The sequence below is a fragment of the Thermostichus sp. MS-CIW-26 genome (genome assembly GCF_054059115.1).
In genome coordinates this window covers 1-23,474 of sequence record NZ_JBSSBV010000034.1, presented here as the reverse complement: position 1 = coordinate 23,474, position 23,474 = coordinate 1, and the positions used below count along the sequence as shown (strand labels likewise).

Here is a 23,474-nt window from a genome sequence, read left to right as displayed (position 1 = left end):
ATCCGGAAGAAGCGAGATGGTAAGCCCCTTGGAGCAGATGCTGATCGAGTCGGAAGCCCGCTACCTCAAGCCAGAGGAGCTGGAGCATCTGAAGGCCTATGTTCTCGGCTGGCCAAAACGACAACATGTGTACCGAGTTTTGCGGGAACGGGAGAGCCAGGTGGTGAGTAAAACCCTAGATGCCCTGCAAAAGGAGATGCCCGACCTTTCTCCCCAAGTGTTGGATCTGTGCCGGCGACACCTGCTGTTGCTGCTGCGTCACAGCGCTATGGCCATGTTGCTGCAGGACGAAAACCTCCTGAAAGAGCGGCTGCTCGAGTGGATGGAGGAAGAGGTGCGCCTGTACGGGCTGCAGAGGGTTTATGAGGTTGCCTATCGGATTTTCCAGCAAGAGCTGAGAGACCATTTGGCTCCTGGAGAGTTGGAGTTTATCCGCCCTTTGATCACCCAGGTACAGGTGGCCTTGCTGTTTTAGAGCTAGATACTTTTTTGCTTTTTGCATTTTTCGGTGCTAGAGCGCTCTATCTCAACTAGCCGGAGACTTCAGTGTCGTTGGAGTTAATGTTAGCGTTGTAGTAAATCTGCCCAAGGGGTATTCAATTGCTGGAGGGATCGCCATAAGATTTGGAGCGTAAACAACCGTTCTCCCAGCTCAACAACCAACGAACTGTCAACTGCACCCTGCTCCTATTTGGATGCTTAAAGCTCAATAACGACTTGGATTGGATAACCAGGGGATCCCTTATGACCGGCACTAGCTCTATCTCCAATGGCTCAGTCACCTTTGATCCCTACACGCCCGTTTTGGCCAACTACTACACACCCAGCGCTTATCTGCGAAGCGATTTGGAATCGGGCTTACTGGAAAGTCGCCACGGTGAACGTCTCTTGGCCCTTCCAGAGGCATTGCTGCGGGGCATCTACACGGGCCTGGAATACGAGACCGGCCAGGCTGCTCGTTTGGTGTTGCGCAACTGTGGTCGGATGTGGGGCAAGGAGTTTTTCCGCCGTTTTGCCCAAGAACTCTCCGACTACTACCAGAAGCCTTTGGCCGAGCTAGAGATGGGCACCTTTCTGCAAAGTCTGAGACAAGCCTGGAAAGCTCATGGCTGGGGATTGATCGAGATCGACTGGACTTACAAAGATCAAGGAGTGCTGGTGGTGTCGATTCGCAATTCCCCCTTCGCTGCCGTCACGCCTCCCCATTTCAAGCGTCCGATGGGCTTTTTGGAGGCAGGGCTGTTGGCCACCTGGTTTAGCCAGCTAACCGGCCAGGATTTGCTCTGCGTGCAAACCGCCAGCGAGGCTTTGGGAGCGAAGAGCAATTTGTTTGTCGTAACCGCTGCTGCCCGCCTCAAAGAGGGAGAAGCCTGGGTGGACTCCGGCCTCAGCCACGAGCAGATCCTGGAAAAGCTCCTGCAGCCCAGCTAGGCGATGGGGGCTGGTTTTCCCCAGAGGGATGGGATCCCAACAGGGATGAGTCTGTATAATTTTCTGGAAGCAAGGCGAGCTCAAGCGCGCGAGGGTGTGGCCATTGGGGTGGCGAGTCAGAGCAATTCGGGGAGCCATCACCGTACCTACAAACAGTGCCGAGGCCATTGGCGCGGCGGTGGCTGAGCTGCTGGATACGCTAGAGCACCGCAACGCCCTCGATCCAGCTGAACTAGTCAGCGTTATTTTTTCCGTTACCCCTGATTTAAATGCAGCTTTTCCCGCCCAGTTTGCTCGTCGTCGCCCCGGTTGGGAGTCGGTGCCTCTGTTGGATGTGCAACAGATGGAGGTGAGCGGCGACTTACCCCGTTGCATTCGGGTTTTGATCCAGTTGAATACTCCACTTGCTCAAGCGGACATGCAGCATGTTTATCTGCGAGGTGCCCGCGAGTTAAGGCCGGATCTCAGCGCAGTTTGATTGAGGTCGTACAGCACCAATACGGCAGCGTAGCCACAGCAATCGAACAGCAACGGGACAACCTATCGCCTTGGGCAATAGGGAGCGCAATCGATTCTGGTTTTTCCCTGCTTATTTTGGGGGAAGAGAATGTCTCAACCCAAGTTGATTCAGGTCTTATAACTACGGATTTGGCGATCCCAGCCGCCTTGATCTGGATTCACTCACAGATGCACTTAGCCCAAGAGTATGGTCATTTCGATTCAAACCAGGACACTAAACCCATGACCCAATGTTGACTGTAAGGGGCGAGATAGCCCAGGCGTCTCACCCTAACCCGAAACGACTATAGTTTGAGAACTCAGGAGGATAGTTTTTCTCGCAGACGGTTTTCCCACTGTTGCAGTCGCTCTTGGCGAGCGGCCACCTCTGCTTCGCGACGGCTCAGCTCTTGGCTTTGCCGAGTCAAGGATTGCCGCCAGCTTTCAATCTCCGACAGATCCACCAGACTGTGGGTTCGGGATAGGTTGTGCAACATCTCCACCAGCTTCATGGCTGCCTCTTCCACCCGCCGTACCTGCCGCTCTTCTGAAAGCTCAACCAGCAGCAACACCCCAATGTTGTAAGGGCCAACCTCTTTGCAGGTGACCCCTTCTGGCTTGCGCAGCGGCATCCAAACCCCGTCCTCGGCCTGCCGGGCCAAGAGCTGCAGCTCCCCCTGGCCGAAGAGACTTTTTTTGTGTACCCGTGCCAGATACAGCATGGAACATGCAGGAAGATGCTGCCGATTTTAGCACCGATCCCTTTTATTGAAGAGGGATCCCGTCCCTACACCCAAACCTGGGTTTTGTTGTCCGTGCCACCAGGAGGATCAATGCTAGGATCGGCTGTGGAATGGATAAGGCTCAACGCTCTCCCGTCTTCATCGTTTAGGGATCCCTGGCATGTTTCTCACCCAAAGCCCCTACTTTTTGATGGCAGCGCTGGTGGCGATTGCCAGTGGAGCCATCTTCGCGGTTCGGTTCATCAAGCGCGAGGCCTCCGCTGAGTACGACGTGATTTTTGCCACGATGGGCCTGATCTATTCCGTCTGTTTGCTCTTGGAAGGTCAGCGGCTCATTCCGTTGCTGTTCTTTGCCCAGGTGCTGTTGGCGGTGATGGCCGGCTGGTTTGCCATCGAAACCTTCCGTTTGCGGATTCTCTTAAGCGAAAAAGCACGGCAGGTGGGCGGGGCTCGTCCGACCGTTCGGCGGCAAGGCTTCAGCCGCACCTATCCCCCGGATGGCTATGCCCAAGGACGCACGGTTTCCACTCGAGCCGAGGGATCCCGTATTCGCGACACCTCCTCCACCCGCTCCATTCCCGAAGGCAGCGCAGAGCCGAGCCGTCGCCCGCGGCCCCAACTGACCAGCGATACCCGTGTGCGTCCCCGCCGCCGACCCGAAGGGGATGAGTATTACGAGGAGCCAGGAGTCCGCCCGCGTCAGGATACGGACTACGATGAACCAGCACCGCCGCCAGAGGCCCGCCGCCCCCGTCGTCCTGCCACCGAAGAGTATCCAGAGGATGTGGATGTGCAGGAAGAGCGCAGCACAGGTACAGCTACTCGTCGCCGTCCCCCACGGTTGCCCCAAGACCAAGGGGAAAGCTACGCAGATGAGCCCCCCCGCCGTCCTTCCCGCCGCGTTGTCGAAGTAGAGCCAGTAGAAGTGGAGCCAGAAGAGTATGATGACGATCTGTTCTGATAGGCTCTCGACACTGCTCTGAAACTCAATAGGGACAGCGCCAGCCTTGCTTGGGAGGTGTGGTGAATCCGGTTGGATCCCTCAGCCCGTGTTGCGCATCCCGGCGGCAATGCCGTTAATGGTAAGTAAAGCTCCACGCAGAAGTTCAGCTCGGTCGTAGCGTGTTCGTCCGGTGCGGGATCCCTGACGCTCCCGCAGGCGCTTGAGGAGAGAGACTTGAATAAAGCCCAAGGGCACAATAGAGCGGTTGCGCAACTGCACCGAGCGCTTCAAATAAGGGTCGTTCTCCAACAGTTCGCTGTGGCCCGTAATCTGCAGCACTATTGTGCGAGTACGGTGCATTTCTTGGGCAATACACTCAAACAGCTCCATCGCCCGCTCTAGACGCTCTGGAGAGCTCATCTCCCGCACGTAGTGACGCGCTATTTGCAGATCCACCTTGGCCAGAGTCATCTCCACTTTGGAGATCACCATGCGGAAGAAAGGCCATTCGCGATAGAGGTGCTGCAGGTGGTTGAGGTTGTGCTCGCCCTTGGCCACGTATTCTTGTAGGGCGGTGCCAACTCCATACCAGGCCGGCAGGAGAAAGCGGCTTTGCGTCCAACTGAATACCCAGGGAATGGCCCGCAGGGATCCAATATCCTTCTGGCTGCCGCTGCGGCGGGCAGGACGGGAGCTGATCTGCAGTTGGCTGATCTCTTCAATGGGGGTGACCTCGTGGAAAAACTCCACAAAACCTTCCTGCTCGTAGACCAGGTTGCGATACACCTGCCGGGAGCGATCCGCCAAGGATTCCATTAGGCGCGACCACTCGTGCAGATCGTTGGGGTAGGTGCGCAGTAGGCTGGCCTGGATCACGGCGCTGGTGACGGTTTCCAGGTTAAAAATGGCCAGATCCTGGAGGGAATACTTGGAGGCCAGCACCTCTCCCTGTTCGGTAATTTTGATGCGGCCCCCCACACTGCGCCCTGGCTGAGCCAAGATGGCCTCGTAAGCCGGGCCCCCCCCACGGCCCACCGAACCACCCCGGCCATGGAAGATTTGCAGCTTCACGCCATAGGATTCGGCCACCGTCTGCAGGCGTTGTTGAGCCTTGTAAATCTCCCAGTTGCTGCTCAAAAAGCCGGAATCTTTGTTGCTGTCGGAGTAGCCCAGCATCACCTCCTGCAGATTTCCCTGCTGAGCCAAGTACTGGCGATAGAAAGGGATCTCCAGCAACTGCCGCAAAACTTCCGGGGCCCGCTTCAGGTCTTCGACGGTCTCAAACAGCGGCACCACCGCCAGGGATCCGCGACCACTGATGGGATCGTAGAGACCCACCTCCTTGGCCATCAGCAGCACCTCCAACAGGTCGCTTAACTGGCGGCTCATGCTGATTACATAGGTTTGGCAAATGGCCAAGCCGAATTCCTGCTGCATGCGGCGCAGGGTGCGAAAGGTGGCGATCAGCTCTGCCGTTTTCTCGGAAAAGGCGATCTCCAGCGGTATCAGAGGCCGACGGGTTTGTAGCTCCTGCAGGAGAAAGGCGGTTTTTTCCTCTTCCGTCATCTCGTTGTAGGGACGCGGCAAAATGCGCAGGTACTCGAAAATCTCCGTGAGAGCGGCTTCGTGGTAGCTGCTGTCTTGGCGGATATCCAGATGGGCCAGGTGAAAGCCAAACACCTGTACCTGTTGAATGAGATGATCCAACTGACGGCAGGAAAGGCCGCTGTTTTTCAAGCTTTTCTGGATAAGCTGCAAGTCGGCCAGAAATTCTTCTGCGTTGGCATAGGCGTTGTCCACGGGGGGAGGGGTGGGCAAACAAGCGGAGTCGGCCAAGTTGCGATTGCGCTCCCGCGTTAACTCCAGCCGCCGCTGAATGTAGCTGAGCTTGAGGCGGTAGGGCTCTTGGCGGTATTGCAGCGAAAACGATTCGTAAACCTCGGGCATGAGGCGGTGATCCTGCTCAAGGGCATCCAGCAGTTGGCTGTCCACATCCCCCCAGTGCAGGGAAATGCTCAGGGTTTTGGTGAGAGCCTTCACCGATTCGATGTACTTGCCCAGGATGAGGTTGCGCTGATAGCGAGCCGTTTGCCAGGTAACATCGGCGGTGACGGAAGGGTTGCCATCCCGATCCCCGCCTACCCACGAGCCGAAGTTGCAAAATCCTGCCGGCGGCGGCTCGACGCTGGGAAAAGCTTTTTTCAGGCTGCGGCTGAGGTACTCGTGCAGCAGGGGGATGGCCTGAAACAACACCTCTTCAAAATAGTGCAAGGTGTAATCGACTTCGTTCAAAACAGTCGGCTTGGACTGATGCAACTCGTCGGTACGCCACCAAAGCAAGACTTCTTCCGCCATCTGTTCTTTTATCATCTGGGCCTGCAAAGGCTGGGTTTGTTCTGCCCAATCCAGTTGGCCGAGCAGGCGAGAGAAGGCCCGTTGCTTCTCGCGAATGGTGTGGCGGACGATCTCAGTGGGGTGGGCGGTAAAAACCATGCGAATGTGCAACTGCTCCAGCAATCTGCGCAGTAGGCCCGGCGGCACCCCTTGAGCCCGCAGGTAAGGGAACAGCCGTTCAAATTTTTCGTTTTCTCGCACGGTACGTTGTTGGCTATCCACCATGCGCATGTCCGAGTCTTCTGCCCGTTCGTAGTGCTGTTCAACAATGTTGATCAACTGGAAGAAGAGGGCAAAGGCCCGTGCCGTTTGGATGGTGGCGTCGAGGCTGAGGTACTCGATAATTTGTAGTACCTCTGGGATCGGGTACTCTAGGGCTTGTCCTTCTGGGGAACACATGGAACGCAGTCGCTGCAACAGATCCACCAGAGACTGACCGCACTCCTGCAGGATCACCGATTCCCAGAGTTCTTCCACCAATTGCAGGCGACGGTTCAACAGGTTGTTCCTGCGGTTGAAGGCTTCGTTGACTTGAAGGGAATGGGCCAAGGGATCCCGTTCCCCAAACAGGGATGCCTCCTTCAGCCCGTTGGTAGAACCCGCTGCCCCCTCTGCAGCGGTCAGGTGGGGGGAAGAGGTCATGAAGGCAGCTCCTAGAATAACCATCCCAATATTAGAGCCTGTTTGTCGAAACGGCAGATGTAGCAGGTATCACGCTCAGATTGCGGTCTTCTCCGCGTCGGATTTTGTAGTTGAGCCTACAAATTGCAAGAAAAAAGTGTTTTACCTTGTCGCAATACCGGTCTAACGCCTTGTTGACAGGAGTTCTGGTGGCTGCCACCCTGTTTATCAACGCACATCTGCTGGATCCCGACCAGGGATTGGACAAAATCGGGCAACTGGGTTTTCACGTCGGTGGGGGATTTTTGTCTGCCGGCGGATGAGGCGGGGATCCGCTCAGGGGTGACCACGGTGGTGGAGGCGGGGATCACCTTCCCGGCGTTTTGTGCAACGGTGGCGTCAACTGCCCAGACGCGGGTTTATGCTTTGATCCTTCTCTGCTCTACATCGCCACTGCGGATTTCATCGCCCACCGCCTCAGGCTGGCTGTGGATTGGAAAAATCAAGATCTGGATCGGGCCAGAGCAGTGATCGAGGCCCATCGCCAGGTGGTGGTTGGCCTCAAGGCTCGCCCCACCCTCAAGCTGGGAGAGAGGGAATCACCCACGCTCACTTCCGCTCTGATTCTTGGCGAAGAATATGCCTGCCGATCATGATTCATCTGGGCCGCTTCCCGATGGATGAGGTGTTGGATCCCTTCGATTTGTTGGATCGCCTGCGTTCGGGAGAGATTGTCAGCAACGAACAAAAGGCCCGTGCCCGCGACTACGCATTGCAGGTGGCAGAGCTAGAATCCAAGGCAATTGCAGCTTTCAACCGCAAGTTGGCAGCCTTGTCACCGGCTTGAGCCGCTCTGGAGCGGATGCCCATTTTATGATTTCGGATCAGCAGTGGATGGAACGGTGTCTATCCCTGGCCCGTTCCACACCTCAGCGTCCCTCTCCCAATCCGCGGGTGAGTTGCGTGATCGTGCAGGGGGATCGGGTGGTGGGGGAAGGCGTTCATCCGGGGGCAGGGCAGCCCCATGCGGAGGTGTTGGCTCTGCAACAGGCGGGATCCCTGGCCAGAGGGGCAACGCTCTACGTCAACCTGGAGCCCTGCAACCACTATGGCCGTACCCCTCCCTGTACCGAGGCCATCCTAGCTGCCGGGATCCGGCGGGTGGTGGTGGGGATGCAGGATCCCAATCCCTTGGTGGCCGGCAAAGGGATCCGCCGCCTGCAGGAGGCGGGGATCGACGTGACGGTGGGAGTGCTGGAGCGGGAGTGCCAGGAGCTGAACGAGGGGTTTGCCTTCGCCATTGTGCGGCAACAGTGTTTCGGCCTGCTGAAATACGCCATGACCCTGGATGGCAAGAGCGCCGCCGCCACCGGCCACAGCCGCTGGATCAGCAACTCTCCGGCGCGGCAGTGGGTACACCAACAGCGGGCCTGGCATGATGCCGTCATCGTTGGATCCCGAACCGTTTGGCAGGATAACCCGCGCCTCACCTGTCGCCTGGCGGAGTTGCAGGGATCCCAGCCGTTGCGGGTGGTCCTCAGCCGTTCCCTGAACCTACCTCCCGTCGCCCATCTGTGGCAGGTGGAAGAAGCGCCGACGTTGGTGATCACAGAAGCTGTGGCAACCCATCCTTTGTGGGGATCCCTGGCCAAGCAGGGGGTGGAGCTGCTGCATCTGCCCCAAGTAACCCCCTCGCGGGCGGCACAGGTGCTCTTTCAGCGGGGGTGTCTGAGTGCCCTCTGGGAATGCGGGGGCACGCTGGCCTGGGCAGCCCTCAAAGATGGGGCGATCCAGAAAGTAGCCGCCTTCATCGCTCCCAAGATCCTGGGGGGAGCCGATGCGCCAACCCCGGTAGCAGGCGAGGGGATCCCTGATGTCAACCAAAGCTGGCAACTGGTGGAGCCCCGGCTGGAGACCTTGGGGGATAACTGGTTGATCATCGGAAAGATCTCCTCTTCAGTTGGCCACAGTAACCTACTAAAGTGACCAGCTTTCGATTGCCATACAGGGAGCTTCAGGTTTCTGAACGAACAGGCTGATATCTGTTCAATGTAAATGGATATACTCATCAGAAAAACACGGCATTTCTGCAAAGTGGGGTTCAGAATTGAGCTCAATTGTGCTAGGCTGGTCAATGTTTTGGGGGGGTCAATTGACGTTTTGGTAAGGTCAGCAAAATCAAGCTGTAGGGATCTATCGAGATTTTCCTGAGGTGAGCCTTGCAAACGGCAACGACGAAGACTCTAGCCTCTTTGTCCAGCCCTTCTTTGCTTGCCCAGTGAGCGGCTTGAAAGTCGTCCTATCTCATTTTCAAGTACAAATCCCAGGATAAGGAAGGGCATTGTGTTGAATCTTTTTGCCAGCCTGCTGTTTGCATCCGCTTTCCTCAGCCCATCGGGAAACGTCGTCATCGAGGGGGATCCAGGGGAGTGGGTTTTCGCCGATCATCAAGTCCTAGAAGGGGTTACTCTAACCCTTCTCACACGGCCCGGAGAGAGCTTGGCCTCTTGGAGAGAAATGCTCTCCGTCATGGACGTTCATGTCGAGGGATCGCCGCGCTTTCTCGCCAACCACATGCGGGACAACCTCCTGGCCAACTGTCCCCAAACGACTTGGGAGTTCCATCGGGAGAGCGAAGAAGATGTGCTCTACGAGTTTCGCAGTGCTGGCTGTCGTGGAACGGTGAGTGGAGTTGAGGAACATGAGATTGGCCGGATCACCCGAGGCCCAAGCGGCAGTGTGCGCATTGCCTATGCCGCAAAGCCAGAGATGACGTCCGAAGTGCGAAGCCGCTGGCTGAACTTACTGGGCAGCGAGGTGGGGACAGCTCAGGGTTTTCCCATTCGCAACCTCAGCGGGGCGATTGCACAGCCTTCTTCCCCGGTTTCGGAAGCCCCAACCGCAGAGCGGCAGATCGCCCGGTGGCTGCAGGAAGCAACCGATGCCCTGAAGCAGCAGGAAGATTTGCTGGCCGAGCTGGATCGCCTAGGTCAGGAAGCGCAGGCGGATGCCCGTGCCTACAGCGGAGAGATCCCCAAAGAGGCGGGGCTAAAGACAATCGGCCTGTACCGAGGTCGGGGGGACGGCAGCCCTGGCGAGGCCACAACCGAGTTCAAGACCACCGACACCTTGATCTGGGCCATCTTGCCGGTGGGCAACCTTCCTGTCAACGCCAAGGTGGAGATACTCTGGTACTACGAGGGCGGAGAAGCCGGGGGCGAGCAACTAATCCGCAAGCTCGATGTTCCCTGGGATCCCTTGGCCGATACCGTGCGAGGCTTTCTGAGCTTCAGCCAACCCTACACCGGCCGCTACCGCGTCGAGATTCATGTCAATGGCGAGAAGGTGGGAGATGGCCGCTTCACAATCCAATAGTCTCCTGCAAGAAGTACCCCTCCTACGGGGTTACACAGGCTTGGGGGTGGACAATCTCCATCACCAACTCCGACGGGGTGAAGACTGTTGTGCTGGGATCCAGAGGGGGGCTTGCTATCCTCGACGGGTTCTGCTGACAGGCCTGGCTTTGAGGTTGTAGATAAGGCTGGTGCGGTATTGCAACAGCAAATTGCGCAGATAAAGGGGCAAGTTGCGTCGGTAGAGGGAGCGGGTTTTGCGGTAGATAGACTTGCTGCGCCGGTTAATTGCTTGGCTGCGCCGCTGCAAAGAGGTTTGGAGTGGACGTTGGAGTGCCAGGGATCTGGGCGCACGCATCAACCTTGGCCGTACCATATCCCCCCTCGAGAGCAGCGTTGAACGTTGGATCCAGTGTAGGGGATCCTCAGGGAAGCAGCCGCCAGCGGGTCAGCCTATTCTGCAGGTGGTCTGCCCAGCTTGCCGAGATCCCGGCAAAAGTTTCATCCCTCTCCAGATCTTGCAACAACTGCCGACCCAGAGGTGCCAGACGGTACCGGTCGGTGATCCCCTGCCCATCCACTTCCCGTCGCAACAGCCCCACCTGAATCAGCCACATCAGCTCGTAAACTACCCGACCCTGACTGCTTCGCAGTACAGGGCGGGCTTTCGGTAGCCCTGCAGTTGGCAAGCCAACCACGAACCTCTAGGCTGGTTTACGACAGCCCCCAAAAGCGCAATCACATTCGCACCATTCAAATCCGCATCCCCTTCCCATCCACAGTGTCCACACTTAAACTTCTTTCCACTGCGATAGGATTGCGCAGGGTCGGGATGAATGTGCAAACACCGGTGGCAGGTCTGCGACGTGTAGGCAGGCGGAACAAGAATCAGAGCAACCCCCGCACGCAGAGCCTTGTACTCCAAAAATTGACGGAGTTGATAAAACGCCCAACTGTTGGCCCTGCGCCGTTCAGTTTTACTGCGGGGTTGTTGGTTGATGCGCTCCCGGATCCCTGTCAGGTCTTCCAGGGCAATAGCGCTGTTGGTAGCTTTTGCCCTAGAGACAATAGCTTTGGAGATGCGATGATTGACCCACGCCTGAAAGCGCCTCTCCTTGCCAGACAGCCGTTGCAACAGTTCTCTGCATCTGCGCCGCGAACTGCGTGTGCCCTTACTGGCTTTGCGTTGGAGTGCCGCCCTCAGCTTGGAGTAGTGGTCTCGGATTCGATTCAACTGCTGTCCATTCCAGTTATCCCCTTCTGACGTATGAGCAATATCCGTCCTTCCCAAATCCACCCCCAGCACTCTATCCGTGCGTTGCGGTGGGGATGGCTCCGCTTCCACACAGATTTGAATGGAGTAGGAACCGTCTTTGCGCTTGACCAGAGTGGCGGATTTGGGGTTGGAGCCCGCCAACTGTTCTCTCTGGTAGCGGCCAATCGCCAGCCCAAAGCGCTCCCGACCCTCCACCGTGGTCAGTGACACCGTCCAGTCTTTCTCGCGAAACGAAAAGATACGGGCATCGTAGGTCGCAAAGCCTCTCTTGAACGCTTTGACCGGACGGTTTTTCTGTTGGGCAACTTTACGGGCACCGGCCAGCCGTCTGCAGACCTGCTGGGCCAAGTTACTGGACAAGCCAAACCGAGCGCGAATCTGGTAATAGCAAAGGGACTGGAGTTTGACTGCGTTGACTACTTTTTCTGGTGTGTTTTGGTTGACCCAGTTCAACGCCTGCACAAAGGCATCCATTGTCGCATCCAACTTTGCGGCTTGCGACTGGGACACCTTGAGCTTGCAGGGGACGGTCAGGACTTGGGTCATGGTTCTATCATAACTTCCGCATTCCTCCCGACACTGACCCTATGGGTACAGTGCGGGGCTCCTGCGATTTCTAGCTGACTCAGAGTCATGGAGCATGAGGGACAAGGGGAGTCCTTATGTTCTTATTCAATTCTGTCAATGGCCGTTGAGCAGCAGGCTTGTTACAATAAATTACGATATGTTGATCATCCTTGCCATTGTTGTCCTCCTGGGATTCTGGGCGCTGCGCTTGATGGAGCAGGCTTTTCAGAGTCAGGAGTTCTCGCGCATGTTGGCAGGGACACTGGTGGCTGTGGCTGCCGGCGGCGTCTTGACCTGTTACTTTTTGATGAGCGATACCCTGCAGATGTTGTTTCATCTGCAAGCGCAACCTTCCTCCCCTTACTCTCAAGATCTGCTCTCCGATCTGAGCTGGCTTGACTAGGCCAATTGGGTTGCTAGCCAGGCTTGAATGCTTCGAATCATCTGGTGGTTGGGGGCCAGTAGGTTCTGGTAGATCAACTGTCCAAAAGCATCGATGGGGCTGAACTCCTCCCCGACTTGGAAAGGATAGCTAAAACCCAGTGGAGTGAGGTGATCCCCCTCGAGATGCTGCCACTCGGTATAGCCTTGATACTTGCGGCAAAGCTGCTGGTAGAGCAGAGGAATGTCGTCAATATCATCCTGTCGAAATTCTACGAGCAGGTTGTGTCTAACCGGATACTGCTCCTCAATTAAGCGGTTGGTTTCTGCTGGGGAAGGCTCGAACTCTAACCACAGATTCACAGGTGGCGAGGAGGATCCCATCCACATCCGCCACAGATCGGCGAGCTGTTGTTGAGGCCAAGCTTGAGCCAACAGCCGCAGCAATGGCAAAGCCCGATCTAGCCCGGCATTGCTGTAGGCCAGGAAAATATTGCCTCGCCGCTGGGATCCCAGAGAAGGAACGGCTAGACAAGAGAGGATCTGCAACTTACAGCCCAGGCTATGACCCAAACCAAACAGGGGCAACTCCAGCAAACCCTTGCTTTGCAGGCTTCTGTGCAAAGATTGGGCTGCGTTGAGCGCCAGTTGGGCGTGATCGATATCGGTGGTGTAGGGGGTGGCAACAACGGCCATGCCCATACGGGCCAGTTCTTCCAGCAGGCGGCTGTAGAACACTTGCGGGGCAGCTCCCACAAAAGCTCCACCCAGAAAGTGAACGACGGCGCGGGGTTGAGGGGGCAGAAGGAACCAAGTGTGCCCATCCGTTTGCCAAGTTGGTGCCATGGTGTTGCAACCTCGCCTGCGAGTTTGTTGAAGCTTTCCCCATAACCCAGCGCTCGGCAGATCCCACTTTGCCCACTTTACGCCGGTTCCCCGCGCTGGCCAGCCCCTGGAACTCATCCTAATGGACATCTTGCCCAGACATGGGGATCCCCAGTTAACTTCTGATGCAGCAAGCAAAACTCTGCCCCGCCTCAGACTGAGGTTCTAGCACCGAAGGGTAGTGCGCTACACTCGCCGAGATTGGGTTTTGAGTGTAGGATCCCTGCCCAAAAGTTGCTGCGGCTGCTATGACTAGGGCAGTGGGTGGTGAGGGATCGTGATGAAGACTTCACAGCTTGCAAAAGGATGCCTGCTGATCGATTGTCGGGGCTTTGATGAAAAGACGATAAATCTGTTTTTGGCACCTGGGCCCGATCCCTATCGGGAAACAGAAGAATTTCTCCTGGACTGCGAGATGCGGGCAGATGAGCTGCCCCGTTATCTGCGGCGGGCCTTGCTGGAGTTTCAGTTGTATTCCAATTCGGAAGGGATCCTGCTGCTGCGGGGCTTGCCCGTGGATCCCGGACTAGACCATACCCGCACACCGGCTCTGGCGCAGCGCTCTGAGGAGAAAACCACTTTTGTCAGCGAACGCTGCTTGGCAATGATCGGCAGCCGCTTGGGGCATTTGGTCTCCTACATCCAAGAAAAAAACGGGGATCTGTTTCAAAACTTGGTGCCTACTCCCGACAGCGAAGAGGTGCAATCTTCCGAGGGATCCCGCACTCGGCTACAGTTTCACCGCGAGACGGTTTTTCATCCCCACTCACCGGAGTTTTTGCTGCTGTTTTGCCTGCGCCCCGACCATGATCGTGTGGCGGAAACCACCTACGCCAGCATCCGTCATGTCCTGCCTCTGCTAGGAGAGCGAGAGCGGGAGCTGCTGTTTGAACCCCTGTATCGCACTGGCATCGACTACTCCTTCGGCAACCGGCAAGCCCTGATCAATGGACCCATTTTGCCGGTGTTGTATGGCCGTCGAGAGGATCCCTTCTGGAACTACGACGAAGACCTGATGGTGGGGCTCACCCCCGAAGCCAGTCTGGCTCTAGAAGCCCTGAGGAAGGGAATCCACGCTGTCTACCGAGGCATCAAGCTGGAAACAGGGGATCTGCTCTGTATTGACAATCGCCGCACCGTTCACGGACGGACTGCCTTCTCTCCCCGCTACGATGGCTTCGACCGCTGGATCCAGCGCTCATTTGTGGTGCGGGATCTCGGCCTTTCGGCAGGGGATCGCCATCCCGGTGAGCGCATCATTCGCACCGCCTTCGCAACAGATGATGAGGCCCAAGCTGCCCTCAATGGGGAGCAGGTCTGTCTCAGAAGATCCTGAGAAGTTCGCAGACTTCAGCGCCATCCATAGCTCAAGTCCGTAAAAGTACTATTGGCGATTTCCCCGAAAGGGTTTGGACGAGTCGCCCCAGATTCTGATGTCAAAATACGTGATCCTCACGATGGCTATCGCAGAGCGTTTCCAGCATTCTAGGCTTATGAGCCAAAGCCATCAATTCTTCTCACGATTGCGAGGTTAAGATGAGCATTCGCCAGATCATCGATGAGGTTTTACAATCTTCGGTTTTAACTCTGCAGCAGGAGGCCAGCATTAACCAAATCCTCTGGGAAAAAAACTATGATCTATCTGATCTAGAGGCTTTGGATAAGCTGGTGGAAGCCATTTTGCGCCAAGAGGTAAGGGCTGCTTCCGATCCCTGCTAGAAACCTAGCCTTGCTTGCAAACGACGGCAGATCTTGCTCAAAACTTACACACTTACACAACGCACAACTGAGAGCAATTGTGCATGCTCCTAGCATGAGTCGGGATGAGATTCCAATCTCTCGACAATTTCCCGGATTAAATGCTCATCAGAGCGATTGATCTCGGGGTGGAAAGGCGCCTGTTTTAAGTAGCGCTTGAGATCCTGGCAGGCTTGCTGCCAACGGCCCAACTGATAATACAACAGCCCGCGATCCCTTAGGTGGGGCAAGGACTCAGGGATCAACAACAAGATCCGTTCCGCTGCTGCCAAAGCGGGTTCCAGTTCGGCGCGGCTCAGATAAATTTGCTTGAGGTTGTTGAGCAAGCGTACCAAGATCAGGCGGGGAGGGGTGGGGCGTAGGTGGTGTTCTTGGAAAGGGATCCCAGGCCCGTAGATTTGCGACAAAAGCTCTTGACAATCTTCTGGAAATAAAATCTCCCCCTGCTGAAAGGGATCCACAAAAATCTCGGCGCCTGCAAACAGGGGCCGGATTAAAAAGTGGCCGGGCATGCCCACTCCTGCCATGGGAAAATCGATCCGCCGCGCCAGCTCTAGATAGATCAGCGACAGCGTAATCGGGATCCCGGTGCGCCGATCGATCACTTCGTTCAAAAAGCTGTTGCGTGGGTCGTAATAATCTTCGCGATTGCCACGAAAGCCCAGATCCTCAAAGAGATAGTGATTCAAGATCTTGATGACCCGCAGGGGATAACGCTCCGGGGGAAGGCGCTCTTGCACCTCTGCGGCCATCTCATCCAGAGCGGCCACATACTCTTCCACCTCCAGATCGGGATAGGCTTCTTGGGCAATCCAGAGGGCCGCCCGACCCAGATCGATGGGCTCCGATTGGATTTCAAGGGCAAAGCGTTGACGGGCAGCAGGAATGCTCATGAAATGTTAAATATTAAATATTGAGGTTCTTTGCAAGGATCTCGGTCAGAACAGCAGCGTGCAAAAGCTGGTCAACAGCAAGGTCACCGCCGTCAGGAGCAGGCTAAAGCTCCAAAGCCGCAAAGCGGCAAGCAGCAGGATCCCGATCACCCAAATCAGCAGAGCATTCCAATAGGGTCGGTTGCGGGCTTTGGACACATTAATTTTCTGGAAGAAGGGCAGCAGGATGAACGATACATCCAACAACAGGCGCGGCAGCCGCAAATTGTCCGGCAGCGGCAGATCTCGCACCGCCAAATAAAGCAGCCCCCAGCTCAACAAAAGCGGGATTAGGAGCAGATAGTTGGATTCGGCCAGCAGGGGTCGATCCACCACCAGCGGAAACAGAGGGCTGATCCCCCAGAGCAGATAGAGGTAAAAGTTGAAGTTCAGCAGCGGCTGTAGCAGAGGGGGCACCTTGAGGCGTTGACCTTGGGATCCCACCTGAGCTGCAATTTTCTGGCCCAGGGATTCGCCTTTTTGAGGGGCTTGCGCTGCTGGGGCCGCCCGCCAACCGCAGTGGTCGCAGTAGGGAGATTTGAACCGGTAGGCTGGGATCGGCTTGCCACAGGAAGGGCAACGTTGGATCGGACGAGGTTGAGAACTGGAGGCCATGACCACTCGCGGTACTTCTGCTCTAACGTGCCCCAATGGCTCTTAGTTTACTCCCAGGGCAAATGACAGTGTGATACAGGCTGCTCCCAAAGCCGCGCCGGCCATGACCTGAACGGGAGTGTGGCCCAGCAATTCTTTCAGGTAGGGTTCTGGAAAACGGTCGGCGCCCTTTTCTTCAAACCATTCTTCCAGGAGGCGATTCAGCACCCGCGCCTGTTTTCCAGCGGCTTGGCGGATCCCCGCGGCATCGTACATCACCACCAATGCGAAAACCACCGTCGCGGCAAACAGCAGGCTGTCCCAGCCTTCCTGCATCCCCACCCCAATGGACAAAGCCGTCACCAACGCTGCGTGGGAGCTGGGCATTCCCCCGGTTTCCACCAAGACTCGCAGGTTAACCTTGCCTGACCGCACATAGGAAAGGATCAGCTTGATGGCTTGGGCCAACACACTGGCCAGCAAAGCAACCCAGAGGACATGATTGGCCATCAACTGTTGCAGCATACGGCTCTCCAGCACAGACATGCGAGCAGGGTCTCCAGGGATCCCATCTGATCTTGTCCCCTTGTCCTGTCCTAATGCTGACGGCGAGTGATGAAGTCCGCCAGAGCCAGCAGCGGCTCTGCCCGCGATCCATAGGGGCGCAACGCTTCCTTGGCCGATTGAATCAGCTCCTCGGCTTTTTGCCGGGAGGCCTCTAGGCCCAACAAGCTGGGATAGGTGGCTTTGGCAGCAGCTTGATCCTTGCCTGCCGTTTTGCCCAGTTGCTCGCTGGTGGCGGTGATGTCCAAAATGTCGTCCACAATCTGAAAGGCCAAGCCAATATCGCGGGCGTAGCGGCTCAGGCGGTCCAGCAGCTCCTCATCTCCCCCCGCCAGGATCCCTCCCGAAACCACCGAGACTTCCAATAGAGCGCCGGTTTTGTGGCTGTGAATGTACTCCAAAGTTTCCAGGGAAATGGCTTTGCCCTCCGACTCCAGATCCACCACCTGCCCCCCTACCAAACCGGTTGCCGCCACAGCATGGCCAATGCGGGCAATCACCTGCAACACCAACTGCGGCGGTACCCCCTGAGTTTGGCTGGCAATGTGCTCAAAGGCAAAAGCCAGCAGGGCATCTCCCGCCAAGATGGCAATGTCTTCGCCGAACACCTTGTGGTTGGTGGGTTTGCCGCGGCGAAAGTCGTCATTGTCCATGGCCGGCAAGTCGTCATGGATGAGCGACATGGTGTGGATCATTTCCAGGGCACAGGCGGTAGGCAGAGCCTGCTCCACAGTGCCGCCGGCCAACTCGCAAGCAGCCAGACAAAGGATCGGCCTGAGGCGCTTCCCCCCTGCCAATAGGCTGTAGCGCATCGCCTCGTAAATGCGCTCCGGATAGGCGGGAACCAAAGCTGCAGAGAGAGCTTCTTCCACCTGTTGCTGACGCTGGCTCAGGTAGGCTTTCAGGTTAAAGGTTTGGGCAACCAAGCGGGGTTTCCTCTCAACTCGGCAATGGGGGGATCCTTGTCGAGCCGTTCTTCAACAGACTTGTCAGGTGTCATTATCTCATGTCCACTTTAATTGGGGATCCCAGCCCAGAGGCCAAAAGGGTAAGAAGTAACAGCAAGTTGCAGCCGATGAAGAAACTGCAGGGATCCTGAGCCGCCAACTTGCGGTTGCTGTCGCCACAATGTCAGGATTCATAAGGATCTTTAGCCGGATTGCCCTCCTATGTCCCACTCGCCTGTTCAGCTCAGCGCCACCTCCTCCACCGCCAGCGGTGCGGAGCACTTGGGTGACCGTTTGCTGCGGGCGGCCCGAGGGGAAGTGCTGGATCGCCCTCCGGTCTGGATGATGCGCCAGGCGGGTCGCTACATGGCGGCCTACCGCGAGCTGCAAAGCAAGTACACCTTTAAGCAGCGTTGCGAGATCCCGGAGCTGGCCGTCGAGATCTCGTTGCAACCGTTTCGGGCCTTTGCCCCTGATGGGGTGATCCTGTTCAGCGATATCCTCACCCCCCTTGAGGGCATGGGCATCCCCTTTGAGCTGGTGGAGCATCAGGGGCCGATCATCGACCCGCCGATTCGTTCCCAAGCCCAAATTGAGCGCATCCGCCTCCTGGAACCGGAAGAAAGTCTGCCCTTTATCAAGACCATTCTCAGCACCCTGCGCCGCGAGGTGGAAGGAAAAGCGACGCTGCTGGGGTTTGTCGGCTCCCCCTGGACTCTGGCCTGCTATGCCGTGGAAGGGCGCAGCTCCAAAGATTATGCCCACATCAAAAGCTTGGCCTTCGCGCAGCCGCAATTGCTGCATCAGTTGCTGAGCAAGCTGGCCGACAGCATTGCCCGCTACGTGATCTACCAGATCGAGGGCGGTGCCCAGGTGGTGCAGTTGTTCGATACTTGGGCCGGACAGCTCAGCCCAGCCGATTACGAGTGTTGGGCCTTGCCCTACCAAAAGCAAATTGTGGATCAGGTGAAAGCTCGCTATCCGCAGGTGCCGCTGATCCTCTACATCAACGGCAGCGCCGCTTTGCTGGAGCGGGTGGGCAAAGCCGGCATCGACGTGTTCAGCCTCGATTGGATGAGCGATATGGCAGAGGCCAGGGCCCGCCTGGGATCCCTGGCGGTGCAGGGCAATCTGGATCCAATGGTGTTGCTGGGATCCCCGGAGTTCATCCGGCAGCGCACCCTAGAGGTGATTCGAAAAGCCGGATCCCGTGGGCATATCATGAACCTGGGCCACGGCATTCACCAAAGCACTCCAGAGGCCAATGTCCATTACTTTTTCGAGACGGTGCGCCAGTCGGCAGAGCTCCTAAAAGCCCTCTAGCCCAACAGGCAGTGGGAACCCCTCTTCCCTGAGGTGTTTTTGCTCAAGGGCTGTACAGCCATCCCTAGGGATCCCCGGTGTACATCAGCGTCATCATTCCCACCTACAACCGCCGTCCCATTTTGGAGCAGTGTCTGCGGGCCCTGGCGCAGCAGCAGCCCGGCCCCTACGAGGGCTACGAGGTGGTGGTGGTGGACGATGGCTCCACCGATGGCACAGTGGAATGGCTGCAGAACAACCCCGTTGGCTTGCCCCAGTGGAAACTGTTGCAGCAGGAGCACCGCGGCCCCGCCGCTGCCCGCAACCTGGGGTTTCGCCACGCCCAGGGATCCCTCATCGTCTTTATCGACAGCGACCTGGTGGTGGTGGATCACTTCTTGGCCAGCCACGCCCAGATGCTGCGGCGGCACGGCGTTACAGGGGATCCCCGCTCCCCCCACGAGGCTAAGGTCTTCACCTACGGGCGGGTGATCAACACCAGCAATTTTCAGGATCCCCGCTCTGAACCCTTCAAGCCCACCGATTTTTCGGCAGCCTTTTTCGCCACCGGCAACGTGGCCATTGCCCGCCATTGGTTGGAGCTGGCCTGCGAAACCCCCGCCGGCCCCTTTGACGAGCGGTTTCACCTCTACGGCTGGGAAGACCTGGAGCTGGGGGTGCGGCTAAAACGTTTGGGCCTGCGCCTGGTCAAGTGCCCCCAGGCCACCGGCTACCACTGGCATCCGCCCTTTGAGCTGCAGCAGATCCCAGGATTGATTGAGCGGGAACGGCAGCGGGGCCGCATGGGTATTCTCTTTTACCAAAAACACCCCACCTGGGCCGTGCGCCTGATGATCCAACTGACGCCCCTGCACCAATTCCTGTGGGGCCTTTTATCCCTGGGGGGCTGGCTGAACGAGAAGCGGGTGGAACCGCTGCTGCGCTGGTTGATCCGGCATGGCCGCTCGCAGTTGGCCTTGGAGCTGTGCCGGATTTTTTTCCTCAACTGGTACAACGTGCAGGCCGTTTACGAAAGCTACAGAGCGATGAAGGCGCGAAATAAGGGGATCCACTCGGCTTGAGCTGCCACCAGGGCGGGGTAAGTGAGTCGGCCATAATCCTTGCCGGGAATCAGAGGCTGGCCGGGATCCGGATCGGCACAGCTCAGGGGTTCCCAAACGGCGCCGGCCCCCTTGACAATGGCCCACACTGCCGCCACATCCCAGATCTTGGGCGAGCGTTCTACCGCCCCCAAAAGGCTGCCACCGGCCACCGCCAGCAGGTTGTAGGCAGCGCCCCCCAACATCCGCGCTTTGCAAGGGAATTGCGGGCTAATCCAATGGCTGCTGCGGGAACAGAAATTGAACAATTGGTTGGGGCCGGGTGAGGCGGTGCTAGGACGGATTGGCTGGGGACAGGCGGGATCCCGGTCGTGGCGGGTGAGAAAAGCTCCTGCTGCTGCATCCCCAGGAAACCGAGGCCAATAACCGTAAAAAGTCTGGCGGATGGGCGGCAGATGGACACAGCCAAACACCGGCACGCCCCAATGCAGCAAAGCCAAGGAGCTGCCCCAAATGGGGATCCCACGGGCAAAATTGGTGGTGCCATCCAAAGGATCCACTACCCAACACCACTCCTTCTCGGGAAAAATGTGGTTGGATTCCTCGCTCAGGTAACCGTGATCGGGGTAGGCAGCGGCAATGGCCCCTTGAAAAGCGCGATCCGCCCACTGGTCAGAAGAGGTTACCAAGCTGCCGTCGGCTTTTAAGGACTCCGTCCCGCTGGCGCGAACCGTAGGGTGGGCCTGGCCAAAGTCTGCCAAGAGCTGGGATCCCACGCTGGCCGTAGCCTGCAAGGCAAACTCGGTAACCTCCAGCCAGAAAGGGGATAGAGCAGCAGTTGCAGAAGGAGCACTCATGCCCCAATCCTAGCGGGATCCCTGGCTTTTGGGGTGGAAAAGGGGTCGCAATGGCAGCGGATCCCTCACCAGCAGGTTTTAAGCCCCTAAGCTGACTAGAATCATAGGTAGACTCCCCGGCTGGCCGCCCTCCTCCATGAACCAGCGCCTGATTGGACAACTGATTGGCAACCGCTACCGGCTGACCTACCACATCAGCGAGGGTGGCTACGGCAATGTGTTCGAGGCGGTGGATACCCAGCTCAATGACGAGCTGGTGGCCGTCAAGTTGTTGCGCCCGCCGCCACCGGACATGGGCCCAGAGTACTACCAGCAACTGCAGCAACGCTTCATGGATGAGGCCAGGGTCAGCGCTCTGTTGGGCGAGCACCCCAACATCGTGCAGGTGCGCTCTTACGGCCTGTACCAAAACCAGCCCTATCTGGTGATGGAGTACCTGAACGCCAAACCCTACAGCGGCCAGGGGTTGGACTATGTGCTGGCTCGGGAAGGCCCCCTGCACCCAGAGCGGGTGGTGAACTTGGCTCTGCAGATTTGCTCTGCCCTGCACCACGCCCACAACTTTCAGATGGATCTGGGCAAACACTCCATTCGCGGCGTCATCCACCGCGACATCAAGCCCAGCAACATCTTTGTGCAGAAAGGGCCCGATGGGAAAGAGCGGGTCAAGATCCTGGACTTTGGCATTTCCAAGCTCATGGGGGAGACCTCTCGTGGCCTGACGCAGACGGGCTATTTTTTGGGCACGATGGTCTATGCCTCGCCCGAGCAAATGCGCGGAGAAAAGCTGGATGGCCGCTCCGACATCTATTCCCTGGGGGTGGTGCTGTACGAGCTGTTAACCGGTGCGTTGCCCTTCGAGCCGGATACCGACACCTTGCAGGGCTGGTACCACGTCCACAACTTTCAAAAGCCCCGCCCCTTCCAAGACCACAAGCTAGCCCACCCCATCCCTGCTGCTCTGGAGAGGGTCATCCTCCAGTGCCTAGAGAAAGACCCTGCCCTCCGCCCGGCCAACATGGAAGTGCTCGGCCAGCAGCTACAGGCTGTCTATGGAAACAAGATTGCCCCTCCTGCCCCGTTCGTCCCCTCAAATTCCTCTCGTTCACCTCAAGGTGTTCGCCCCCCGCGGATCCCGACCGGATTTGGCCAGCCGACTTCCCAACAGCCCCGAACTGCCCCAGTTGAGGAAGAAAAGCTCCAGCAGGCGGTCAGTCTGATCGAGGCAGGCGAGTACAAGATGGCCGTCCATCTGCTCAATGAGCTGATCCAGAGCGCCCCCAACGAAGCCCGCTACTATCTCTACCGCGGCCTGGCCCACCAACGGCAGGGACATTGGGGCCTTGCCCAGATGGATTATCAAGGGGTGCTGCGGCTGGAGCCGGGTAACCCTTCAGCGGAACAGGGACTGCGCGAGGTAGAGCAGAAAGTTGGGCAAGAACATGTCAACAGCAAGTCCGGCTCTCATCTGTTGGATGCACCCCTGAATGCACCCCGCCTGGGCAAAGGGTCGGCGTTGAGTTGGCTCTTGGCCAATTTGGGGGCGGCTGGGATCGGCTACCTGGGGCTGGGGGCATTGGCTCCTCTGCTGGCGGCTTTGGGATCACTACAAGGGGCGGTGGCTGGAGCCGGCCTTGGCTTGCTGATGGGGCTGCTGCAGTGGCTGGTGTTGCGGCGGCAGGTTTCGGTGGGATGGGTGGCTGCAACTTTGCTGGCCACGGCTTTGGGTTGGGTGGCAGCGGATTTCCTCGCTCCCCAGGTGGGGGTGGCAACCTCTGCTTTTAACCCGACGGATCCCTGGCTCCAAAATGTCTTGCAGGCAATGGGAGATGCGCTGCGCGGTTTGCTGGTGGGGGTCGGCGTTGGTGGGCTGCAATGGGCCTTGTGGTCTCAGCGCTGGAAAGGTGGCCGGGCTTGGATCTTGGCGGCAGTTACCGAAGGGGCAGGATCGGCTCTGTTGATGGGTTGGCTGCTGGACAATACTACCTTGAACAGTTGGCTGCTGCTGATCGTGGGGCTACTGGCCAACACGCGCCCCCTTAGCGCAATGGTGCTTTTGAATTTGCGCCGGATCCCTCCTGTTCAAAGTCAACAACAAGCCCCTTAGCCCACAGGGATCCCATCTGAGTTCTCTCTCTCAAGAAGAGGGAAAGACAGGAATCAAAACCGCTCATTATTTTTCTCACGATTTTTCTCACGGTTACCGGGGAGCGCCGTGAGATCCCCAGCTCAGAGCTACGCGACTGGTTGTAGGGAGTAGGGTCGTTTGAGCTAGTAAACTACCCGACTCCGACCGCTAAAGCGGTACGGAGCGGGCTTTCAGTAGCCCTGAGCCTGCTCTGCTCTACCAGAGAACAAAACAGGCCC

At 57.5% G+C, this 23,474-nt stretch carries 24 protein-coding genes and 1 pseudogene; 14 read left to right on the top strand and 11 right to left on the bottom strand.

Annotated features, from left to right (window positions below; all coding sequences use genetic code 11):
* The first annotated feature begins 16 nt into the window (after nucleotides 1-16).
* The 3 genes from ACVWZU_RS10750 to aroH all read left to right on the top strand — a co-directional run bounded on the left by ACVWZU_RS10750 (nucleotide 17) and on the right by aroH (nucleotide 1,909).
* Nucleotides 17-475: a globin family protein gene (locus ACVWZU_RS10750; protein ID WP_041436599.1), complete on the top strand. Its 459-nt coding sequence runs from the start codon at nucleotides 17-19 to the stop codon at nucleotides 473-475.
* A 269-nt stretch (nucleotides 476-744) separates the two neighbouring features.
* On the top strand, nucleotides 745-1,431 hold the full coding sequence (locus tag ACVWZU_RS10745; protein ID WP_011433433.1) for a V4R domain-containing protein: 687 nt from the start codon (nucleotides 745-747) through the stop codon (nucleotides 1,429-1,431).
* A 103-nt stretch (nucleotides 1,432-1,534) separates the two neighbouring features.
* The gene (gene aroH, locus ACVWZU_RS10740) at nucleotides 1,535-1,909 is read left to right on the top strand and encodes a chorismate mutase (RefSeq protein ID WP_414380832.1); all 375 of its coding nucleotides are present in this window, start codon (nucleotides 1,535-1,537) and stop codon (nucleotides 1,907-1,909) included.
* 340 nt (nucleotides 1,910-2,249) lie between these two features.
* On the opposite strand, the gene ACVWZU_RS10735 is transcribed toward aroH, so the two are convergent.
* On the bottom strand, nucleotides 2,250-2,651 hold the full coding sequence (locus ACVWZU_RS10735; protein ID WP_457441849.1) for a hypothetical protein: 402 nt from the start codon (nucleotides 2,649-2,651) through the stop codon (nucleotides 2,250-2,252).
* Between the two features lie 181 nt (nucleotides 2,652-2,832).
* Here ACVWZU_RS10735 and ACVWZU_RS10730 point away from each other — a divergent pair, with 181 nt between their 5' ends.
* Nucleotides 2,833-3,633, top strand: coding sequence for a Ycf66 family protein (locus ACVWZU_RS10730; RefSeq protein ID WP_414424296.1), 801 nt, complete (start codon nucleotides 2,833-2,835; stop codon nucleotides 3,631-3,633).
* An 81-nt stretch (nucleotides 3,634-3,714) separates the two neighbouring features.
* On the opposite strand, the gene ppc is transcribed toward ACVWZU_RS10730, so the two are convergent.
* On the bottom strand, nucleotides 3,715-6,651 hold the full coding sequence (gene ppc / locus ACVWZU_RS10725; protein WP_457444845.1) for a phosphoenolpyruvate carboxylase: 2,937 nt from the start codon (nucleotides 6,649-6,651) through the stop codon (nucleotides 3,715-3,717).
* A gap of 362 nt (nucleotides 6,652-7,013) precedes the next feature.
* Between ppc and ACVWZU_RS10720 the strand changes: the two genes are divergently transcribed.
* The 4 genes from ACVWZU_RS10720 to ACVWZU_RS10705 all read left to right on the top strand — a co-directional run bounded on the left by ACVWZU_RS10720 (nucleotide 7,014) and on the right by ACVWZU_RS10705 (nucleotide 10,005).
* Entirely contained in the window at nucleotides 7,014-7,286 is a 273-nt protein-coding gene (locus ACVWZU_RS10720) for a hypothetical protein (RefSeq protein ID WP_457444843.1), read from the top strand.
* The gene (locus ACVWZU_RS10715; protein ID WP_011433441.1) at nucleotides 7,283-7,477 is read left to right on the top strand and encodes a hypothetical protein; all 195 of its coding nucleotides are present in this window, start codon (nucleotides 7,283-7,285) and stop codon (nucleotides 7,475-7,477) included. Before ACVWZU_RS10720 ends, ACVWZU_RS10715 begins: the two co-directional genes overlap by 4 nt.
* A 26-nt stretch (nucleotides 7,478-7,503) precedes the next feature.
* Nucleotides 7,504-8,616 carry a bifunctional diaminohydroxyphosphoribosylaminopyrimidine deaminase/5-amino-6-(5-phosphoribosylamino)uracil reductase RibD gene (ribD, locus tag ACVWZU_RS10710; protein ID WP_457444841.1) on the top strand — a complete coding sequence of 371 codons (1,113 nt, stop codon included), beginning with the start codon at nucleotides 7,504-7,506 and terminating at the stop codon, nucleotides 8,614-8,616.
* Between the two features lie 357 nt (nucleotides 8,617-8,973).
* Nucleotides 8,974-10,005: a hypothetical protein gene (locus ACVWZU_RS10705; protein ID WP_457444839.1), complete on the top strand. Its 1,032-nt coding sequence runs from the start codon at nucleotides 8,974-8,976 to the stop codon at nucleotides 10,003-10,005.
* A 114-nt stretch (nucleotides 10,006-10,119) separates the two neighbouring features.
* Here ACVWZU_RS10705 and ACVWZU_RS10700 read toward each other — a convergent pair whose 3' ends face one another.
* The 3 genes and pseudogenes from ACVWZU_RS10700 to ACVWZU_RS10690 all read right to left on the bottom strand — a co-directional run bounded on the left by ACVWZU_RS10700 (nucleotide 10,120) and on the right by ACVWZU_RS10690 (nucleotide 11,805).
* Nucleotides 10,120-10,341 carry a hypothetical protein gene (locus ACVWZU_RS10700; RefSeq protein WP_457444837.1) on the bottom strand — a complete coding sequence of 74 codons (222 nt, stop codon included), beginning with the start codon at nucleotides 10,339-10,341 and terminating at the stop codon, nucleotides 10,120-10,122.
* A 67-nt stretch (nucleotides 10,342-10,408) separates the two neighbouring features.
* Nucleotides 10,409-10,606: pseudogene (locus ACVWZU_RS10695) on the bottom strand (Npun_F0494 family protein); the annotation flags it as partial.
* A 5-nt stretch (nucleotides 10,607-10,611) separates the two neighbouring features.
* Nucleotides 10,612-11,805, bottom strand: a complete 1,194-nt coding sequence (locus ACVWZU_RS10690) for an RNA-guided endonuclease InsQ/TnpB family protein (RefSeq protein WP_457444835.1) — start codon at nucleotides 11,803-11,805, stop codon at nucleotides 10,612-10,614.
* 178 nt (nucleotides 11,806-11,983) lie between these two features.
* Here ACVWZU_RS10690 and ACVWZU_RS10685 point away from each other — a divergent pair, with 178 nt between their 5' ends.
* Nucleotides 11,984-12,229, top strand: a complete 246-nt coding sequence (locus ACVWZU_RS10685) for a hypothetical protein (protein WP_457444833.1) — start codon at nucleotides 11,984-11,986, stop codon at nucleotides 12,227-12,229.
* On the opposite strand, the gene ACVWZU_RS10680 is transcribed toward ACVWZU_RS10685, so the two are convergent.
* The gene (locus ACVWZU_RS10680; protein WP_457444831.1) at nucleotides 12,226-13,053 is read right to left on the bottom strand and encodes a DUF1350 family protein; all 828 of its coding nucleotides are present in this window, start codon (nucleotides 13,051-13,053) and stop codon (nucleotides 12,226-12,228) included. The genes ACVWZU_RS10685 and ACVWZU_RS10680 overlap by 4 nt on opposite strands.
* Before the next feature lie 319 nt (nucleotides 13,054-13,372).
* Here ACVWZU_RS10680 and ACVWZU_RS10675 point away from each other — a divergent pair, with 319 nt between their 5' ends.
* Nucleotides 13,373-14,428 (top strand): TauD/TfdA family dioxygenase, encoded by a 1,056-nt coding sequence (locus ACVWZU_RS10675; RefSeq protein ID WP_414421547.1) that lies wholly within the window; start codon nucleotides 13,373-13,375, stop codon nucleotides 14,426-14,428.
* Nucleotides 14,429-14,628: 200 nt separating this feature from the next.
* Nucleotides 14,629-14,811: a hypothetical protein gene (locus tag ACVWZU_RS10670; RefSeq protein ID WP_457444830.1), complete on the top strand. Its 183-nt coding sequence runs from the start codon at nucleotides 14,629-14,631 to the stop codon at nucleotides 14,809-14,811.
* Between the two features lie 89 nt (nucleotides 14,812-14,900).
* On the opposite strand, the gene ACVWZU_RS10665 is transcribed toward ACVWZU_RS10670, so the two are convergent.
* Genes ACVWZU_RS10665 through crtE form a run of 4 tightly spaced genes read right to left on the bottom strand, consistent with a single transcriptional unit; the run spans nucleotide 14,901 to nucleotide 17,866 of the window.
* A complete protein-coding gene (locus tag ACVWZU_RS10665; protein WP_414350903.1) occupies nucleotides 14,901-15,743 on the bottom strand; it encodes a SirB1 family protein in 843 nt (280 codons plus the stop codon).
* A 45-nt stretch (nucleotides 15,744-15,788) separates the two neighbouring features.
* The gene (locus ACVWZU_RS10660) at nucleotides 15,789-16,397 is read right to left on the bottom strand and encodes a hypothetical protein (RefSeq protein WP_457444828.1); all 609 of its coding nucleotides are present in this window, start codon (nucleotides 16,395-16,397) and stop codon (nucleotides 15,789-15,791) included.
* 42 nt (nucleotides 16,398-16,439) lie between these two features.
* Nucleotides 16,440-16,922: a divergent PAP2 family protein gene (locus ACVWZU_RS10655; RefSeq protein WP_414328881.1), complete on the bottom strand. Its 483-nt coding sequence runs from the start codon at nucleotides 16,920-16,922 to the stop codon at nucleotides 16,440-16,442.
* A 50-nt stretch (nucleotides 16,923-16,972) separates the two neighbouring features.
* Complete coding sequence (gene crtE, locus ACVWZU_RS10650; protein ID WP_414328882.1) at nucleotides 16,973-17,866, bottom strand: geranylgeranyl diphosphate synthase CrtE; 894 nt, start codon at nucleotides 17,864-17,866, stop codon at nucleotides 16,973-16,975.
* A gap of 243 nt (nucleotides 17,867-18,109) precedes the next feature.
* On the opposite strand from crtE, the gene hemE reads away from it, so the two are divergent.
* Both hemE and ACVWZU_RS10640 read left to right on the top strand, forming a co-directional pair.
* A complete protein-coding gene (gene hemE, locus ACVWZU_RS10645; RefSeq protein WP_457444826.1) occupies nucleotides 18,110-19,210 on the top strand; it encodes a uroporphyrinogen decarboxylase in 1,101 nt (366 codons plus the stop codon).
* Between the two features lie 77 nt (nucleotides 19,211-19,287).
* A complete protein-coding gene (locus ACVWZU_RS10640) occupies nucleotides 19,288-20,271 on the top strand; it encodes a glycosyltransferase family 2 protein (protein ID WP_011433457.1) in 984 nt (327 codons plus the stop codon).
* Here ACVWZU_RS10640 and ACVWZU_RS10635 read toward each other — a convergent pair.
* Nucleotides 20,226-21,107, bottom strand: a complete 882-nt coding sequence (locus ACVWZU_RS10635; RefSeq protein ID WP_011433458.1) for an inositol monophosphatase family protein — start codon at nucleotides 21,105-21,107, stop codon at nucleotides 20,226-20,228. The two genes, ACVWZU_RS10640 and ACVWZU_RS10635, sit on opposite strands and share 46 nt — an antisense overlap.
* Before the next feature lie 136 nt (nucleotides 21,108-21,243).
* Here ACVWZU_RS10635 and ACVWZU_RS10630 point away from each other — a divergent pair, with 136 nt between their 5' ends.
* Nucleotides 21,244-23,214 carry a serine/threonine protein kinase gene (locus ACVWZU_RS10630; protein WP_457444824.1) on the top strand — a complete coding sequence of 657 codons (1,971 nt, stop codon included), beginning with the start codon at nucleotides 21,244-21,246 and terminating at the stop codon, nucleotides 23,212-23,214.
* The last annotated feature ends 260 nt before the right edge of the window (nucleotides 23,215-23,474 follow it).